Annotated in this window: 16 protein-coding genes; 8 read left to right on the top strand and 8 right to left on the bottom strand. The window is 68.0% G+C overall.

Annotated features, from left to right (window positions below; translation table 11 throughout):
- Positions 1-44 precede the first annotated feature (44 nt).
- Entirely contained in the window at positions 45-488 is a 444-nt protein-coding gene (locus AC07OA_RS14830; protein WP_494664578.1) for a hypothetical protein, read from the bottom strand.
- Positions 489-587: 99 nt separating this feature from the next.
- A complete protein-coding gene (locus AC07OA_RS14835) occupies positions 588-887 on the bottom strand; it encodes a hypothetical protein (protein WP_494664579.1) in 300 nt (99 codons plus the stop codon).
- A gap of 171 nt (positions 888-1058) precedes the next feature.
- Here AC07OA_RS14835 and AC07OA_RS14840 point away from each other — a divergent pair, with 171 nt between their 5' ends.
- The 5 genes from AC07OA_RS14840 to rutA all read left to right on the top strand — a co-directional run bounded on the left by AC07OA_RS14840 (position 1059) and on the right by rutA (position 6003).
- Complete coding sequence (locus AC07OA_RS14840; protein ID WP_494664580.1) at positions 1059-2774, top strand: sensor histidine kinase; 1716 nt, start codon at positions 1059-1061, stop codon at positions 2772-2774.
- Positions 2775-2904: 130 nt separating this feature from the next.
- Positions 2905-3600, top strand: coding sequence for a pyrimidine utilization protein B (gene rutB, locus AC07OA_RS14845; protein WP_494664581.1), 696 nt, complete (start codon positions 2905-2907; stop codon positions 3598-3600).
- Positions 3601-3727: 127 nt separating this feature from the next.
- Positions 3728-4117, top strand: coding sequence for a pyrimidine utilization protein C (rutC, locus tag AC07OA_RS14850; RefSeq protein WP_494664582.1), 390 nt, complete (start codon positions 3728-3730; stop codon positions 4115-4117).
- Positions 4117-4935, top strand: a complete 819-nt coding sequence (gene rutD, locus AC07OA_RS14855) for a pyrimidine utilization protein D (protein WP_494664583.1) — start codon at positions 4117-4119, stop codon at positions 4933-4935. The genes rutC and rutD overlap by 1 nt, the downstream gene beginning before the upstream one ends.
- A gap of 3 nt (positions 4936-4938) precedes the next feature.
- On the top strand, positions 4939-6003 hold the full coding sequence (gene rutA, locus AC07OA_RS14860; RefSeq protein WP_494664584.1) for a pyrimidine utilization protein A: 1065 nt from the start codon (positions 4939-4941) through the stop codon (positions 6001-6003).
- A gap of 192 nt (positions 6004-6195) precedes the next feature.
- Here the strand turns inward: rutA and bamJ are convergent, their stop codons facing one another.
- The 6 genes from bamJ to AC07OA_RS14890 all read right to left on the bottom strand — a co-directional run bounded on the left by bamJ (position 6196) and on the right by AC07OA_RS14890 (position 13685).
- A complete protein-coding gene (bamJ, locus tag AC07OA_RS14865) occupies positions 6196-6702 on the bottom strand; it encodes a BamJ family beta-barrel-assembly machinery protein (protein WP_494664585.1) in 507 nt (168 codons plus the stop codon).
- A gap of 253 nt (positions 6703-6955) precedes the next feature.
- Positions 6956-9670, bottom strand: a complete 2715-nt coding sequence (locus AC07OA_RS14870; protein ID WP_494664586.1) for a hypothetical protein — start codon at positions 9668-9670, stop codon at positions 6956-6958.
- A 7-nt stretch (positions 9671-9677) separates the two neighbouring features.
- Positions 9678-10391, bottom strand: a complete 714-nt coding sequence (locus AC07OA_RS14875) for a hypothetical protein (RefSeq protein ID WP_494664587.1) — start codon at positions 10389-10391, stop codon at positions 9678-9680.
- Positions 10392-10637: 246 nt separating this feature from the next.
- Positions 10638-12572: a M61 family metallopeptidase gene (locus AC07OA_RS14880; protein ID WP_494664588.1), complete on the bottom strand. Its 1935-nt coding sequence runs from the start codon at positions 12570-12572 to the stop codon at positions 10638-10640.
- A gap of 198 nt (positions 12573-12770) precedes the next feature.
- Positions 12771-13211, bottom strand: a complete 441-nt coding sequence (locus tag AC07OA_RS14885) for a surface-adhesin E family protein (protein ID WP_494664589.1) — start codon at positions 13209-13211, stop codon at positions 12771-12773.
- Positions 13212-13316: 105 nt separating this feature from the next.
- On the bottom strand, positions 13317-13685 hold the full coding sequence (locus AC07OA_RS14890) for a response regulator (protein WP_494664590.1): 369 nt from the start codon (positions 13683-13685) through the stop codon (positions 13317-13319).
- 224 nt (positions 13686-13909) lie between these two features.
- Here AC07OA_RS14890 and AC07OA_RS14895 point away from each other — a divergent pair, with 224 nt between their 5' ends.
- Genes AC07OA_RS14895 through AC07OA_RS14905 form a run of 3 tightly spaced genes read left to right on the top strand, consistent with a single transcriptional unit; the run spans position 13910 to position 15980 of the window.
- Positions 13910-14539, top strand: a complete 630-nt coding sequence (locus AC07OA_RS14895) for a PepSY-associated TM helix domain-containing protein (RefSeq protein ID WP_494664664.1) — start codon at positions 13910-13912, stop codon at positions 14537-14539.
- 11 nt (positions 14540-14550) lie between these two features.
- Positions 14551-15060 carry a DUF2271 domain-containing protein gene (locus AC07OA_RS14900; RefSeq protein ID WP_494664591.1) on the top strand — a complete coding sequence of 170 codons (510 nt, stop codon included), beginning with the start codon at positions 14551-14553 and terminating at the stop codon, positions 15058-15060.
- A gap of 11 nt (positions 15061-15071) precedes the next feature.
- Positions 15072-15980 (top strand): DUF4198 domain-containing protein, encoded by a 909-nt coding sequence (locus AC07OA_RS14905; RefSeq protein ID WP_494664592.1) that lies wholly within the window; start codon positions 15072-15074, stop codon positions 15978-15980.
- Positions 15981-15982 lie beyond the last annotated feature (2 nt).

Below are 15982 nucleotides of genomic sequence, written 5' to 3' on the forward strand. Positions count from 1 at the left end.
CAGGAAAAAACACGTGTTTCCTCACGGGCGCGGCGACGCTGCCATCAAGCGCGCGATCCCAGGCGGCGGGCGTTGGCGGTCGCGGCGGCGTGGATCGGGGTCAGCATGGCCGACTGCCAGGCCACGCCCAGCGACATCATCCGCCCCCAGAAGGCCATGGCGGTCAGGGAGGCGTTCATGGCGGGCGCCAGGCCGTAGGTCGGCGTGTTCCAGGCTTGCGTCAGGTAGCGCCGGCTCTCGTCGGCCATGGCCAGCCAGGCCGGGGCGGCGGCGGACGCGCCCTTGGCGAAGGCCAGGGGCTTTTCGGCCACCATGCGGGTCAGCTCGGCATAGTCGCCGCGCACGGGGTCCTTCAGGGCCTGGACGATCAGCGGCGTGCGGGCGTCCACCACCCGCAGCGACGCCAGGGCCAGCTCGGCGCCGGCGGTCGCCAGGGCGAAGGCGTCGGCGGGGGTCGCCTTGCGACGGGTCTTGCGGGATTTGGCCATGCCGAAGGAACGCGACCCGGACGCCGTTCGCTCCCGCGCTCACGAAAAAGGCCGGCCCCGCGTGGCGAGGCCGGCCTTCTTGTCCGTGGAGGGCGCTGGCTAGTGCGCAGCGTCCTTGGCGTCGTGGCCGGCGTCCTTGGCCGCGTCGCCGGCCTTCTCGGCCTGGTCGCCCGCGGCGGCGGCGGTGTCGCCGGCGGCCTTGGCCGTGGCGGTGTCGCCGGCCTGGGCGGCCGTGGCGCTGGCGTCGGCGGCCTGGGTGGCGGCGTCGGCGGCCTGCTGGCTGGAAGCGGCGGCGGCGGCGCTGTCGGCGGCGGCCTCGTTGGCCTTCTCGGCCTTGGGCTGACAGGCGGCCGCGCCGATGGCGAGAGCGGCGACGGCCGCGACGGTGACGATACGCATCTGTGAAGTCTCCCAATATCCCCGACATCTTTGCCGTGGGCTGAGGAATGAAATCCAAAAACCGACCGAAGGTTGCCGCAGGCGTCGCCCTAAGCGCTTGACCCGGCGCGGCCGCGCCCCTCTTTTTGAAGACCTGCACCGCAGATGAGTACGTCCGCCTTGGCGAAAGACATGGTCGCACCCGACCCTCAATCGGAAACGCCGTCGCGGATCGTCGGCACCGTGCGGCGACGCCTGCTGCTGATGGCCCTGAGCCTGGTGGTTCCGGCCATGATCTTCATGACCCTGCTGGCCCGGGCCGAATACCTGGACAGCCGGGCGCGCTACGAGCAGCAGCTGATCGCCACCACCCGCGCCCTGGTGGTGGCCACCGACCGCCAGATCGGCCAGGGCCAGAGCATCCTGCAGACCCTGGCGGTCTCGCCCGCCCTGGCCGCCGGCGACATCCCCGCCTTCGAGCGCCAGGCCCGCGCGGTGCAGGGCGACGACGGCTGGGTGCTGCTGATCGACAACCAGCGCCAGCTGGTCAACACCCGCCTGCCGCCTGGCGCTCGCCTGCCCCAGGTGGGCCTGCCGGACTATCGCTGGCGCACCATCCAGGCGGGCCGCACCTCGGTCTCGAACCTGGTCCTGCCCAAGACCCCGGGCCAGTTCCCGCCGTTCGTGTCGATCGACATGCCGGTGATCGTCGACGGCAAGCTGTACGACCTGGCCTACCAGCAGTCGCCCAAGACCTTCGCCTCGATCTTCGCGGCCCAGAACATTCCGCAAAGCTGGACGGCCAGCATCATCGACCGCGACTTCTCGCTGGTCTCGCGGTCCAAGGACCAGGACCGCTTCCTGGGCCACAAGGCCAGCCCGACCATGCGGTCGGCCATGGCGGTGCGCAGCGAGGGGGTGGTGCTGAGCCAGACCCTGGACGGCACCCCCACCCTGTCGTCCTTCAGCCGGTCGCAGGCCAGCGGCTGGACCTTCATCGTCGGGGTGCCGCGCGCCGAGCTGAACCGGGCCAACTGGGAGTCGGTGGGCCTGCTGACCCTGGCCAGCGCCCTGCTGCTGGCCATCGGCGCGGCGGTGGCCCTGCTGTTCTCGCGCGACATCTCCACGGCGGTGCGCGGCCTGGCGGTGGACGCCCGGGCGGTGGCGGCCGGCGAGGAGATCGCCCTGATCCCCGACCGCTTTGTCGAGATCGCCGAGGTCCGCGCGGCCCTGCACGACTCCGCCGTCCAGCTGCGGGCCCGCGAGGCCGACGAGCAGCGCGCCCACCAGCGCCAGCAGTTGATGATCAACGAGCTGAACCACCGGGTGAAGAACACCTTGTTCACGGTGCAGTCCCTGGCCCGCCAGAGCCTGGGCCGCCCCGCCGACACGCCAGGCCTGGCGGCGTTCAACGACCGGATCATGGCCCTGGCCCGCGCCCACGACCTGCTCACCCAGAGCGCCTGGGAGGGGGCCGACCTCAAGGAGATCCTGGAGGAGACGCTGGAGCCCTATCTGGACCGCACGGTGCTGGCTGGACCACCGGCGGCCCTGACGCCCAACGCGGCCCTGGCCCTGTCGATGGTGTTCCACGAACTGGCCACCAACGCGGTCAAGTACGGCGCCCTGTCGACGCCGGAGGGCAATGTCACCGTCGTCTGGCACGTGGACCCCAGCGCGCGCGAGCGCCTGACCCTGCACTGGGAGGAGCGCGGCGGTCCCCGCGTGCAGCCGCCCAGCCGCAGCGGCTTCGGCTCGCGCCTGATCGCCGCCAGCCTGAAGTCGGACCTGCACGGCCAGGCGCGCCTGGACTACCGCCCCACGGGCCTGGTCTGCGTGCTGACACTGTCGCTGCCCGATACGGGTGAGAACGGCGGCCAAAAGGACGGTTCGACGGGCGATATTTAGTAAGTCGTTTCTGAATTAGCCCAAGACTTGGGCGCCCCTCGCGCCTTTTGCGGTTCGCCGATCAGCGATCGATTGCGCGTCGCTCCGCGATGGTCTTACCTGCGTCGCTCACCCCGTTGGGAAAGAGCGAATGACCACCGACACCCTGATGCTGCCGGCCCGGCCCGAGCCGATCGCGCTTCCGGTCGACAAGACGGCCGTGATCGTCATCGACATGCAGAACGCCTACGCCTCGCCCGGCGGCTATCTGGACCTGGCCGGTTTCGACATCAGCGGCGCGGCCGCCGTGATCGACAAGATCAAGGGCGTGCTGGACGTGGCCCGGGCGGCGGGCATGCCGGTGATCTATTTCCAGAACGGCTGGGACGGCGACTATGTCGAGGCCGGCGGCCCGGGCTCGCCCAACTGGCACAAGTCCAACGCCCTGAAGACCATGCGCGCCCGGCCCGAGCTGCAGGGCAAGCTGCTGGCGCGCGGCACCTGGGACTACGAACTGGTCGATGAACTCGCGCCCCAGCCGGGCGACATCCAGCTGCACAAGACCCGCTACAGCGGCTTCTTCAACAGCCAGCTGGACAGCGTGCTGCGCTCGCGCGGGATCCGCCACCTGGTGTTCGTCGGCATCGCCACCAACGTCTGCGTGGAGTCGACCCTGCGCGACGGCTTCTTCCTGGAATATTTCGGCACGGTCCTGGAGGACGCCACCCACCAGGCGGGTCCGGACTTCGTGCAGAAGGCGGCGCTCTACAACATCGAGACCTTCTTCGGCTGGGTGTCGAACACCGCCGACTTCAAGGGGGCGGTGGGGCAGATGGCGCCGCCGTAACCCCCTCCGGCCCTCTGGGCCACCTCCCCCAAAGGGGGAGGATTTATCGCGTTCAAATGCTCCCCCTCAGGGGGAGCTGTCGCGTAGCGACTGAGGGGGTCTCCCCCGCAAGCAAAGAGGAAACAAGATGCCCAAGACCGTCATCCTCCCGCCCGGCACGGGCACGCCCATCGCCCCGTTCTCGCCGGGAACCCTGGCCGACGGCATCGTCTACGTCTCGGGCACCCTGGCCTTCGACAAGGACAACAACGTCGCCTTCCCCGACGACGCCGAGGCCCAGACCCGGCAGGTGCTGGAGACCATCAAGTCGGTGATCGAGACCGCCGGCGGCACGATGGACGACGTGACCATGAACCACATCTTCCTGACCGATTGGGCCAACTACCAGACCATCAACAAGGTCTATGCCGAGTACTTCCCCGGCGACAAACCGGCCCGCTACTGCATCCAGTGCGGCCTGGTGAAGCCCGGCTTCGTCGTCGAGATCGCCACCGTGGCCCACATCGGCAAGAAGTGATGCGCAGCGGAACCGTCGACGGCCTGTACTACGAGGTCCATGGCGAGCCCGCCGCCGGGCGCGAGACGGTGATCCTGTCGGCGGGCCTGGGCGGTTCCGGAACCTTCTGGGCGCCGCAGATGGCGGCGCTGCTGGAGCGCTTCCAGGTGGTGCTCTACGACCATCGCGGCACGGGGCGCAGCGTGCGGACGCTGCCGGCTGGTCCGTACAGCGTCGCCGACATGGGCGACGACATCGTCAAGGTCATGGACGCCCTGGGCCTCCCCCGCGCCCACGTCGTCGGCCATGCGGCCGGCGGCAACGCGGGCCTGGCCATGGCGCTGGATCACCCGGACCGCATGGGCAGGCTGGTGGTGGTCAACGGCTGGTCGCGGCCCGACCCGCACATCAAGCGCTGCTTCGACACGCGCCTGGCCCTGCTGAACAACACGGGCATCGCGGCCTATGTCCACGCCCAGCCCTTGTTCCTCTATCCGGCCGACTGGCTGAGCGCCAACCACGCGCGGCTGGAGGCCGAGGAGGTCCACCACATTCACGGCTTCCCGGACCCGGACGTCATGCGGGCCCGCATCGGCGCTCTGCTGGCCTTCGACGTCGACGAGGCCCTGCCCCGCATCGCCTGCCCGGTGCTGGTCAGCGCCAGCGCCGACGACATGCTGGTGCCGCTGGCCTGCTCGCGGCGCCTCGCCGAGCGCCTGCCGAACGCCGTGCTCGACATCGCGCCCTGGGGCGGCCACGGCTTCACCGTCACCGCGCCCGAGGCCTTCAATTCACGCCTGTCGAGCTTTCTCGGCGGCGACCTTCAAGAGGGGGAATAACCCATGGAAATCGGCGTCTTCATCCCGATCGGCAACAACGGCTGGCTCATCTCGGAGGCCTCGCCGCAGTACATGCCGACCTTCGAACTCAACAAGGAGATCGTCCAGAAGGCCGAGAAGTACAATTTCGACTTCGCCCTCTCGATGATCAAGCTGCGCGGCTTCGGCGGCAAGACCCAGTTCTGGGAGCACAATCTCGAAAGCTTCACCCTGATGGCGGGCCTGGCGGCCGTCACCAGCAAGATCAAGATCTTCGCCACCGCCGCCACCCTGACCATCCCGCCGGCCATCGTGGCGCGCATGGCCTCGACCATCGACTCCATCGCCCCCGGGCGGTTCGGCATCAACCTGGTCACCGGCTGGCAGAAGGCCGAGTACGACCAGATGGGCCTGTGGCCGGGCGAGGGCCACTATACCGACCGCTACAACTACCTGGCCGAATACGCGACCGTGCTGCGCGAGCTGCTCGATACGGGCGTCAGCGACTTCAAGGGCAAGTACTTCCAGATGGAGGATTGCCGGGTCAGCCCGCATCCGGAAGACACCAAGCTGATCTGCGCCGGCTCATCCAACGAGGGCCTGGCCTTCACGGCGCAATACGCCGACTACAGCTTCGCCCTGGGCAAGGGTACGAACACCCCCACCGCCTTCGCCTCGGTCAACGACCGCCTGAAGGCCGCCGCCGACAAGACCGGCCGGGACGTGGCCTCCTACATCCTGTTCATGATCATCGCCGACGAGACCGACGAGGCGGCCATGGCCAAATGGCAGGCCTATCGCGACGGCGCCGACCAGGAGGCCCTGGCCTGGCTGACCAACCAGGCCGCCCCCAACGCGGCGGCGGGCTCGACGACGAACACCGCCCAGCTGGCCGCCCCGGAGTCGGCGGTGAACCTCAACATGGGCACCCTGGTGGGCAGCTACGAGAGCGTGGCGAAGATGCTGGACGAGATCGCCGCCGTGGAGGGCACGGCCGGGGTGCTGCTGGTGTTCGACGACTTCGTGGCCGGGGTGGACAACTTCGGGACGAAGATCCAGCCGCTGATGAAGAGCCGGAAGGGGGTCTGAGAGCCTCCGCCACCTTAAGATCCTTCTCCCCTTGCGGGAGAAGGTGTCAGCGAAGCTGACGGATGAGGGGTCGATAAACATCAAAGCCGCGGCAAGCCGAAAGGCCGGTCGCGGCTTTTGCTTTCTTCAACCCCTCACCCGACCCCACTTCGGAGGCCACCCTCTCCCGCAAGGGGAGAGGGAAAGCGGTCACTAGTCCACCGCCAGCATGTCGATCAGCTTCAGCCTGAACACCAGCACGCTGTTGGCCGGGATCGGGCCGGTGGCGCGTTCGCCGTAGGCCAGCTCGGCGGGGATCCACAGGGTCCATTCGTCGCCCACGTGCATCAGCGGCAGGGCCTCCAGCCAGCCCGGGATCAGGCCGTCGGCCGGCATGATCGCCGCCTGGCCGCGCTCGAACGAACTGTCGAACACCGTGCCGTCCAGCAGCTTGCCCTCGTAGTGCACCTTGACGATGTCGCCCAGCTTGGGAGCCTTGCCGGTCTTCGGACCCGAGGTCGTGATCTTGTACTGCAGGCCCGAGGCCGTGGTGATCACGCCCGGTGCCTTGGCGTTCTTGGCGAGGAACGCCTGGCCGTCGGCCAGGGTCTTGGCGGTGTCGACGGCGGCCGACAGCTGCGGCGGCGGGCTCGCCTCCTGCGCAAAGACGGGGCTCGACAGCAGGGCAAGGCCCAGGACCAGGCCGGCGATACGGTTCATCGAAGACTCGCAGTACAATCTGAGGCGGAAGACATCCGGTCGGACGCTCAAGCTGTCTTCCCCCGAACCCGTGGCGGCATCAAGACCGCCGGTTCGTAAAAACGAGGGAGGAAGCCATGGCCACGAGGCCTACGGTCGTCCCGCGACGCTGGTGGCAACGCCATCCGTGGGCCGGCCTGTGTTGCGGATGGTTGCTGATCGGCGCCCTGGCGCTGGGCGCGTCGCGATTGTGGGGCGCGGAGGGGCCGTAGGATCACGGCGGCGGTCGGCGCGGCGGAAGGGCCGTGACGGGGTCCGAAAAGGCCGGCGGACTGCCGATCGCCGTCCCGTCGCTGGTGAGCGCCTGAACCCGCACGACATAGACGCCGGGGCCTCGCGCCTGCGGCTCGAACTTGACGCCAACGCCAGAGACGATCCGCGACACGGTCTCGTCCTCGCCGATCAGGCTCACCCGATAGGCGTCCGCGCCGGGCGTGGGCTCCCACATGCCCCAGACCGCGCCGTAGAGGAACATCGCGTCCACGACCTCCGTCGGCGGCAGACGGATCAGGGGCGTCGGCGCCGAAGCCACCCCGGCGGCGCGGCCGTCGCGGGGGGTGACCGTCAGGACATAGGCCCCGGACGCGAGGTCGGCGGGCAGGCCCAGCCGTGCCGACTGGCCTTTCACGACGACCTGGGCAAGCGGCGCGCTCGCCCCACTGGCGGCAATGGCCAGCACATAGGTCGTCGCGCCGGTCGCCGCGGTCCAGTCGGCCAGTACGGCGCCCGCCTCGCTGTCGTCGGACGTCACGCAGGTCACGGAAATCCAAGTCGCGGCGTGGACGGGCTCCAACCATACCCCTGGACTGAGGACAGACTCGCTCCAGATGACGGTGGGCTGCGAAGACCCGGCCCTCACGGCCACCCTGCACCAGACATCGTGCGCCGCCGAGATCGGGAGGCTCACGCCTTCGCCGTCCACCACGCCTTCCCAGTTCACGCCTGAATCCGAACCGATCAGCTTCACAAGATAGTTCTCCGCGTGATCGACGCTCGACCACGAGGCCTTCAGGCCGCCGTTCGCCATCTCCAGCCGCAGGTCTTGCGGCGCGGCGAGCCGGGTGACGCCCAGGCTGTTGGAGAACGCGCCGTTGTCGCCGTCGGCATAGGCATAGCCGAGAACGAGATAGTCTCCCGGCTCCAGGACCTCGGGCAGGATCAGCGTTTGGGGGGACGTCGAATTCCACGTCGTGCAGATCGGCTCCTGGGATCCAGCGGGAAGGATGCCGACAACCACGCCGTCGACAGCCGCCCCCTCCGTCCAGGCGACGACGAGCGTGTCCATTCCGAAGCCGCCTTCGCCGGGCGCGTAGGCGACGCCTGCGAGGGTCGGCGGTGACGGCCCCGTGGGCGATCCCGGTCCGGGCGAGCCGCCAGGTATCCAGATCGGCGGTATGGGTGGGGCGCCTCCGCCACTCCCCTTTCCGCCTGGCGGCCCAGGCGGACCGGATGGACCGGGCTCGGGCTCGGGCGGACCGGGCTTGGGATCAGGCGATGGTTCGACCTTGTAACCCCGGCAGCCCAGCTGCTCGGCAAGTTCGGTTGTCACCTTCCCGGCTAGCACAGCCCCCAGGAACGCGCTCATCTGCGTCGTATCTTCCAGCAAGGCCTGGACCAGCGCTTCCCCTAGCTTCTCCATGGCTTTGCCGACAGATGCAGGCAGGTCTGAAAGTCCGCGCGGAATGGTAAGCGGAACCGACAGAGACGGCGCCGTGACCGTCAGCGTTAGAGGCTTCCCGTTGGGAGCCGGTTGAATAAGGATCTTATAGTTGCCGCTGAAGGACATCGTCAGGCCGTCGAGACTGGTCTGCACGTTGAACTGGGTGGTGAACACATTCTGGAAGAAGAGGTCGTTCAAGGGGCCGCACTCGTCCTCCTTCCACGCTTCCAGCCCAGCCAGCAGAGCCTTGCCCAGGTCGATGAACCGGGAGATATCCAGCGGCCAAGCGGCCACCCTGAAGCCCTGCGGATGCGGACCATAGGTGAACGCCATGGCTGGTAGGCCGCCGTCCGGATAGGTCAGCGTACCGGTGTACTGGTAGGCCGTCTTGGAGCCCGTCCCGACCGGGACCACGTCGAGGGCCAGGCCGAGCACCTTCCCGATGAGGACGCCGCCAGACAGCTTGAAGCCCTTGTCCGAACCTTCGAGCGAAGGTCCGCCCGTGCCGTCCGCGCCGGTTATCTGGAAGAGCTCGAAATCGAGCGCGTTCGGAAAGGACCCGGTGACTTTGATGTCGCCGCTCACGAGAGAGACCGAAACATCGGCGGCGAAATCGAGCACCGTTATGCGCGCGCCCGTCAGATGCGTCCCGGCGTTGTAAGTCGGACCGTTCTTTTCCGCGTGGTAAAGCCGCAGGACGTCCGGAAGGGCCGGACCAAACGAGATCGGCAGCAACTCACCCGCCCCGGGGTCAAGTTGCAGCCACCGCAGCAGATCGGCAATGCTGAAGGTCTTCTTGTCCGAGATCTCCATGCTGATGACATCGAGGCTCAGACCATCGAACATGACCTGGCCGGTCAGACCGGTCAGGGCGCCGAGGTCCAGGCGGGTCTTGAAGCCGATCTTGGGGTCGCCCTCGGACGACGCCGTCAACGTCAGGCCCCAGCCGCGGATCGTGACGCCGCGCAGGACGCCGAACGGGTTCTTGCACTCGGTGCTCGATCCCGCCGTGACCGTGATTGGCACGGCCGATCCGGGCGCGAAGTGCATGGTCAGCGTGTCGAAGACGATCGGCGGAAAGTCGCCCGGGCGAACCCAACCGCCTTTCACCAGGGGCGAAACGAGGTCCTGGAGGCGGACCTCCGATCCCTGCGCCAGCGATCCCGACAGAAAGGGACTCGTGCCCACCACCGCGCCGTTCAGTAAGAGACTCGCCTCGCCCAACTGGAAGGTGGCGCTCAGTCGGACGGCCGTTGTCGCCGAAGACACCTCCTGCTCAGCTCGCACCCTGCGTGAAGGAGATCATGGAGCCCGCTGCGATAGGCGCGGTCGTCACAGGGGTCAGCGTGACGGTCACAAAGGCCGGCGCATTCCCCTTGGCTGGCGTCGGCACCGCGCTCACCACCTTTGTGCCAGGCTGGATGCCCGGCTGTCCCTGAACGAGCGTGCCTGGACTCAAGGTAACGGTTGTGGATCCGAAGATCAGATCGCCCCCCGCCGTTGTGTCCGCGGTGGTCACCAGAACGGCCAGGTTCGCGTACCTCGCTTCGATCTTCACGTTGTCGAACTGGAACGACGGCAGACTGTTCGGGAACGGCTGCCAAATCGACGACCACTGCTTGTCCTTGTCCGTCCCGAAAAGGGCGCCGATTTCGACCCGGCCGTTCGTGTCGATGAGAAGATGCGACACACCGATCGAAATCGATGTCAGGCTAGACGGCAGGTCGAGCTGCCCGAGCGTGAGCTCTTTTGTCAGCCAGTCGATGAAGTCGGACACATGCAGGATGCTCGTCGGCGTCGTGCCGGGCATGTCGTATGAAAAGACCACCGCCTGCCCGGCCGGTGGAGGAAGCAGCGTCGTGATATCCAACGCCTTGTCGCCGATTTTGAACTCCCCGGACAGGCGCACCTTGATAGTGTCGGACGCCGTCGCGCCCTGTGCGTCGGCGCCCTGGACTTCGATGATCTGCGTCTTCGTCGTATCAGCCATCCTCGTCTTCCCCCTGTTGCCGGCGGGCCGAGCCTCGCCGAGGGACCAGCCCTGGGCCGGCCCTGGTGATCCATGGACGGCGGCGCGCCGCGTCCCCCCTTCTACAAGCGCATCTTAGCGTTGATCCGAAAACAAGCACAACCATAAGACTTGCGCCTGGCGAGCAGCGCGGCACGGACCTCGCGCACGAAAAAGGCCGCCGATGTCCCCACCGGCGGCCCCTTCATCGTCGCTCTACGACAGCGCCTACTTCTTTGGGCTGTAGATGTCGTCCAGGCGCGCGGGCGTGCCTTCGATCCGCTCCAGGCGCGGGTACTTCAGGCCGCCGTGGTAGTCGATCTTGACGGTGCGGTAGCGCTCGCCGTCCTTGATCAGCAGCTCCACCGGCGGAGCGTCGGTCTTGGCCGTGGCCTTGACCGCGTCCTTCAGGCCATCGTCGCTATAGGCCGTGCCGTTGACCGCCACGATGGTCTCGCCGGCCGTCAGGCCCGCCTTGAAGGCCGGGGTGTCCCAGTTGACGCCCATCAGCACGCCGGCCGCGCCGACCGAGAAGCCCAGCGAGTAACTGAGATTGACGATCTTGCCGCGCGACTCGGCCGACTTGAAGAACTCGGTCGGGGTGTCGGTATAGACCAGCTTGTAGCCGCCACGGGTCAGGCCATCCAGCGGCGCGCGCTCGGACAGGCCCTCGATGCGGGTCTTCAGGAACGCAGCCCAGTCGTAGGGATAGACGCCGTTCAGCGTCTTGACCACTTCGTCGAAGTCGTAGGTCAGCACCACGTACGAGCCGTTGTCCTGGCCGAAGAAGGCCTTGGCGAAGTCGTCCAGCGACTTCTTGCCGCCGGTCTTCTCGCGGATCAGGGTGTCGGCGTCGAGCCAGACCAGCTGGCCTTCCGAATAGTAGTCCTCGCTGCGCTGCCAGCTGGTCCACGAGGCCGGCTTGCGGTTGGCGATGATCGGGTCGTTGGTGGTGTCGAGCACATTGCGCCAGTTGCGGCCGGCGCGGGTGTCGTAGAGCGCGGCGGTCATGGCCAGGCTCTCCAGGCCCTGCTGCTTGGTCTGCAGGCCCGAACGCGAGGCCAGAACATTGCCCCAGTACTGGGTCTGGCCCTCGTAGACCCACATCAGGCTGTCGCGCATCGGCTCGTTCAGCGTGGGCGTGTAGAGATCCGCCCCGCGACGGAACTTGCCGTTCCACGAGTGGGTGTATTCGTGGGCCAGCAGGTCGCGGCCGACATAGGTCTTTTCCCAGTCGGTGAAGTACTTGGGCGTGACGCCGTTCTCGCTGGAGCGGTGATGCTCCAGGCCGATGCCGCCCATCTTGTCGGTCAGGGCCAGCAGGAAGTCGTAATGGTCGTAGTGGTGCGAGCCGTAGAGCTTGTAGGCCTGCTGCACCAGGGCGCGGTGGGCGGCCAGGGCGTCGGGCTTGATTTCCAAGAGGTCGGCCTTGTCGGCCACGATGTTCAGGCGCACCGGCACGGCCGCGCCCGGATCCAGGTCCACCTGCTTGAAGTAGCGGCCGGCGAACATCGGCGAGTCGACCAGGGTCTCGAAGGTGGTGGTCTTGAAGGTCGTGGTCTGGCCGTCGGTCGAGGCCTTCTCCAGGGCGGTGCCGAAGCCCCAGCCTTCCGGCAGCTTCACGCTGGCGTCGACCTTGACCTGGCGGGTGTAGTAGCCGGCCGGGTAGAAGCCCAGCTGCAGGAACTGCACGTTCATCATGTCGTCGGTGACCAGGATGCGGCCGACGTCGCCCTTCACCGGGGTCAGGAACTGGTAGGAGAGCTGCACCTCGGTCGCGCCGGCCGGCACGTCGAAGTGGAAGGCGTGGACGGCGACCGGGTCGCGGGTCCAGGGGATGGTCTTGCCGCCGGCGGTGATCACCAGCCCGGCCAGCTTGTCCAGGTCGTTGCGCGGCGAGTGGCCGCCCGGCACCCACTGCGGGTACAGGATCGTCATCGGGCCGGCCTTGGCCACCGGGATCGTCTCGCGGATCTGGAAGATCTTGCGGTCCAGGTCCGTGGTGTCGATCGACAGCTTCAGCACGCCCGGATAGGGCACGTCCTGGGCGGCGACGATTGGCGGGGTCGGCGGGGCCTGGACGGGCAGGCGCTCCTGGGCCGAGGCGGCGCCGGCGCTGAGCGAGAGGACGAGGGCGGAGGCGGTAAAGAACAGCGTTTTCAAGAAACGACCCCAATGCGGCGCGCGGGCATGCTCCCGCGACGAAAGGCGGCATACTTCTCCTCTAAAGCGGTGCTTGTCGAGGTCGTCCGTCGCGGAGAACGGTCGGTCGGCGGAGTTTTTGGGACGCGCTCAACGGGCGGGCGCCGGCTGTTTTTGACCGACTCCCGTTACGCGGCGGCAAGTCGCGCCCCTGGGCGGCTACTGCTTTTCCGAGGCCGCCTTCGCCCGAAGCCGTTTCGTCAGGTCGAGCGGCGCGACATCGCCCAACCGACCCTCGGGATCAGGGGTCGTGGCGCAGACCAACGCCAGTTGGCTCTCCAGCACCGTACCGGGCTCGACCTTGTTCCAACGGACGCCGTAGCGCCCGTAGTCCCTCACCTTTCCGTCGAGGCGGTAGTCGTAGAAGTTCCGCGGCAGGTAGCGCTTCCCGTCGCAGTCGAACCAGCCTTCGGTGCGCACGTAAGCGCTGCCGCGCTCCTCGGTCGTGTCGTGGATCATGAGGGTCCAGGTGGACCGGACGCCGTTCTGGATCGTCTCGACCTTCTCCAGATCGACAAAGAACCAACCCGTCTTGCCTACCGCCGCGAAGTAGTAGTCGGCCGCGCACGCCGAACCGGACAGAGCGACCCCGGCGGCCATCGCCGCCGCACCCAACCACGACCTCATGCATCCCCCGGATACAAAACCTAGGGTCGTTCTAACCTGGACCGGCCCGCTTGCACCATGGTCCGTGAGTGTCGAACTTCAGGCCGCCTGCGACCAGCGCTCTTCCAGGGCTCGCACCGCCCGCAGCAGACGCCCCGGGGTGATCGGCTTTTCCAGCCGCGCGTCGCCGCGTTCCTCGGCGCTCAGCAGGTGCTCGTCGCGGGCCGAGGCCAGCAGCACGGCCGTGCGCGCGCCCCGGCGGCGACGGGTGGCCTTGATCAGCTCGCCGCCGTTCATGCGCGGCATGGAAAAGTCGGTGATCAGCATGTCCGGGTCGAAGGCGTCCATCGCCGCCAGGGCCTGTTCGCCGTCGCGGCAGACCAGCACGTCGAATCCGGCCTCGCTGAGGGTGATCTCGTGGATGGTGGCCAGGAGGATATCGTCCTCCGCGACTAGGATCTTCTGCAACGCTCGCCCCCGACGTGCTTAACAACTGGTAAATGCGGTTTTAGCGGCCCCCGCGATGTGAGTCGCCGCGCGCTAACGTCGCAGTTCGCAACCGGAAATTCCTTTATTCCGGACATAACCCCCGCGCGTGGCCGAAGCCGCGCCAGAAGGCTTGCTTCTGCAAGTCGTTCTCAAGTATGGGCATGCAGCTTAGCCCTTACGCCCGCACCCTTGGCCTGGATTTCGTGAAGACCGCACCCGCCCAGCAAAGCCGCTCGTTCTGGCTCAAGCAGTTGCACCAGTGGCACTGGATCAGCGCCGCCATCAGCCTGATCGGCATGCTGCTGTTCGCGATCACCGGCATCACCCTGAACCACGCCGGCCAGATCGAGGCCACGCCCAAGGTGGTCGACCGCAAGGCCACCCTGCCCGCCGACCTGCTGGCCGAGCTGGCCAAGGGTCCTGAAGAGGGCAAGCGCCCGCTGCCGATCAAGGTCGAGACCTGGCTGGACAAGGCCGTGGACGCCGACATCGCGCGCCGCGAGGGCGAGTGGTCGGCCGAAGAGGTCTATATCGCCCTGGCCCGTCCGGGCGGCGACGCCTGGATCAGCGTCGACCGCGAGACCGGCGCGGTCGAGCACGAGAAGACCACGCGCGGCGCGATCAGCCTGCTCAACGACCTGCACAAGGGCCGCAACGCCGGCAAGGCCTGGGGCTGGTTCATCGACATCTTCGCCGGCGCCTGCGTGATCTTCACGGTCACCGGCCTGATCCTGCTGCAGTTCCACGCGCGGGCCCGCCCCCTGACCTGGCCCTTGGTGGCCGGGGGGCTGGTGATCCCGCTGTTGCTCGTCATCCTCTTCGTCCACCTGTGAGGCGTCCCGTCATGAAGAAGCGTTCCCTCTCCCTGCTGACCTTCTCGGCCCTCGGCGCCGGCGCGGCCTCGCCGGCCCTGGCCGCCGACCTGAACGTCACGGTCGACGTGCCCAAGCTGTCGGTCGCCGAATACCACGCGCCCTACATCGCGATCTGGATCGAGAACCCGGCCGACGCCACCGCCGCCGGCACCCTGTCGGTCTGGTACAAGCCCAACCACGAGAAGTGGCTGAAGGACATGCGCCTGTGGTGGCGCAAGGCCGGCCGCGCCATGACCTTCCCGGCCGACGGGATCACCGGCGCCACCCACGCCCCGGGTCCGCAAAAGGTGACCTTCAGCGGCGCCAAGGGTCCGCTGAAGGATCTCAAGCCCGGCCAGTACACCCTGGTGGTCGAGGCGGCCCGCGAGGCCGGCGGCCACGAGACCGTCCGCGTGCCCTTTACTTGGGGCAAACCCGGCAAGGCCGCCTCGGCCAAGGGCGAGGCCGAGCTGGGCGTCGTCACCGTCGCCGTGAAGTGAGGGACAGAGCGATGAAGGGTCTCAAGACGCGCCTCCTGGCCGCCATCGCCGGCGCCGCCGTGCTGGTCCCGGCCGCCGGCGCCCAGGCCGCCCGCAACTGGGTGCTGCCGTCCACCACCACCCTGTCGGGCTCCAACGCCTGGGTGACGGTCGACGCCGCCAGTTCGGACGACCTCTACTTCCCCGACCTGCGCCCGCTGCGCATCGAGTCCATCGCCGTGCTGGATTCCGAGGGCCAGCCCGTGCAGCCGCAGAACCCCTCCATGGGCAAGTTCCGCTCGACCTTCGACGTCCAGCTGACCAAGCCGGGCACCTACAAGATCGCCTCGGTCTCGACCACGGTCATGGCCAGCTGGACCGAGAACGGCGAGGTCAAGCGCTTCCGGGGCAGCGGCGAGGACTTCGCCAAGCAGGTTCCGGCCGGCGCCGCCGACCTGAAGACGATCAAGACGCTCGCCCGCAGCGAGACCTTCGTCACCCGCGACCAGCCCAACGACACGGCCCTGAAGCCGACCGGCCAGGGCCTGGAGCTGGCGGCGACGACGCATCCGTCGGACGTGGTCGCCACCGAGCCGGCGACCTTCAAGCTGTTGCTGGACGGCAAGCCGGCGGCCGGCGTCGAGGTGACGGCCATGCGCGGCTACGACCACTGGTCGGGCAAGCCCTCGGCCGGGCTGAAGGTCACCACCGGCGCGGACGGCGCGTTCAAGCTCACCCTGCCCCAGGCCGGCCTGTGGTGGATCAGCGCCAGCTACCGCACCGGCGAGACCGGCCGTGGCGGCATGGGCGGTCCCCCCGGCGGCGGCCCGGGCGCGCCCGGTGGCCCCGGTGGCCCAGGCGGCGAGCAATCCGCCCGTCCGCTGGCCGGCGACGGCTACAGCGCCAGCTACACCGCCGTCATCGAAGCCCAGCTGCCCTAGAC

Source organism: Caulobacter sp. GW821-FHT09B08 (assembly GCF_059418225.1).

Coding starts and splice junctions, on each gene's coding strand:
- AC07OA_RS14840 (WP_494664580.1), top strand. CDS start 1,059: ATGGTCGCACCCGACCCTCAATCGGAAACGCCGTCGCGGATCGTCGGC.
- AC07OA_RS14830 (WP_494664578.1), bottom strand. CDS start 488: ATGGCCAAATCCCGCAAGACCCGTCGCAAGGCGACCCCCGCCGACGCC.
- rutD (WP_494664583.1), top strand. CDS start 4,117: ATGCGCAGCGGAACCGTCGACGGCCTGTACTACGAGGTCCATGGCGAG.
- rutC (WP_494664582.1), top strand. CDS start 3,728: ATGCCCAAGACCGTCATCCTCCCGCCCGGCACGGGCACGCCCATCGCC.
- AC07OA_RS14835 (WP_494664579.1), bottom strand. CDS start 887: ATGCGTATCGTCACCGTCGCGGCCGTCGCCGCTCTCGCCATCGGCGCG.
- AC07OA_RS14875 (WP_494664587.1), bottom strand. CDS start 10,391: ATGGCTGATACGACGAAGACGCAGATCATCGAAGTCCAGGGCGCCGAC.
- bamJ (WP_494664585.1), bottom strand. CDS start 6,702: ATGAACCGTATCGCCGGCCTGGTCCTGGGCCTTGCCCTGCTGTCGAGC.
- rutB (WP_494664581.1), top strand. CDS start 2,905: ATGACCACCGACACCCTGATGCTGCCGGCCCGGCCCGAGCCGATCGCG.
- AC07OA_RS14885 (WP_494664589.1), bottom strand. CDS start 13,211: ATGGCCGCCGGGGTCGCTCTGTCCGGTTCGGCGTGCGCGGCCGACTAC.
- AC07OA_RS14905 (WP_494664592.1), top strand. CDS start 15,072: ATGAAGGGTCTCAAGACGCGCCTCCTGGCCGCCATCGCCGGCGCCGCC.
- rutA (WP_494664584.1), top strand. CDS start 4,939: ATGGAAATCGGCGTCTTCATCCCGATCGGCAACAACGGCTGGCTCATC.
- AC07OA_RS14900 (WP_494664591.1), top strand. CDS start 14,551: ATGAAGAAGCGTTCCCTCTCCCTGCTGACCTTCTCGGCCCTCGGCGCC.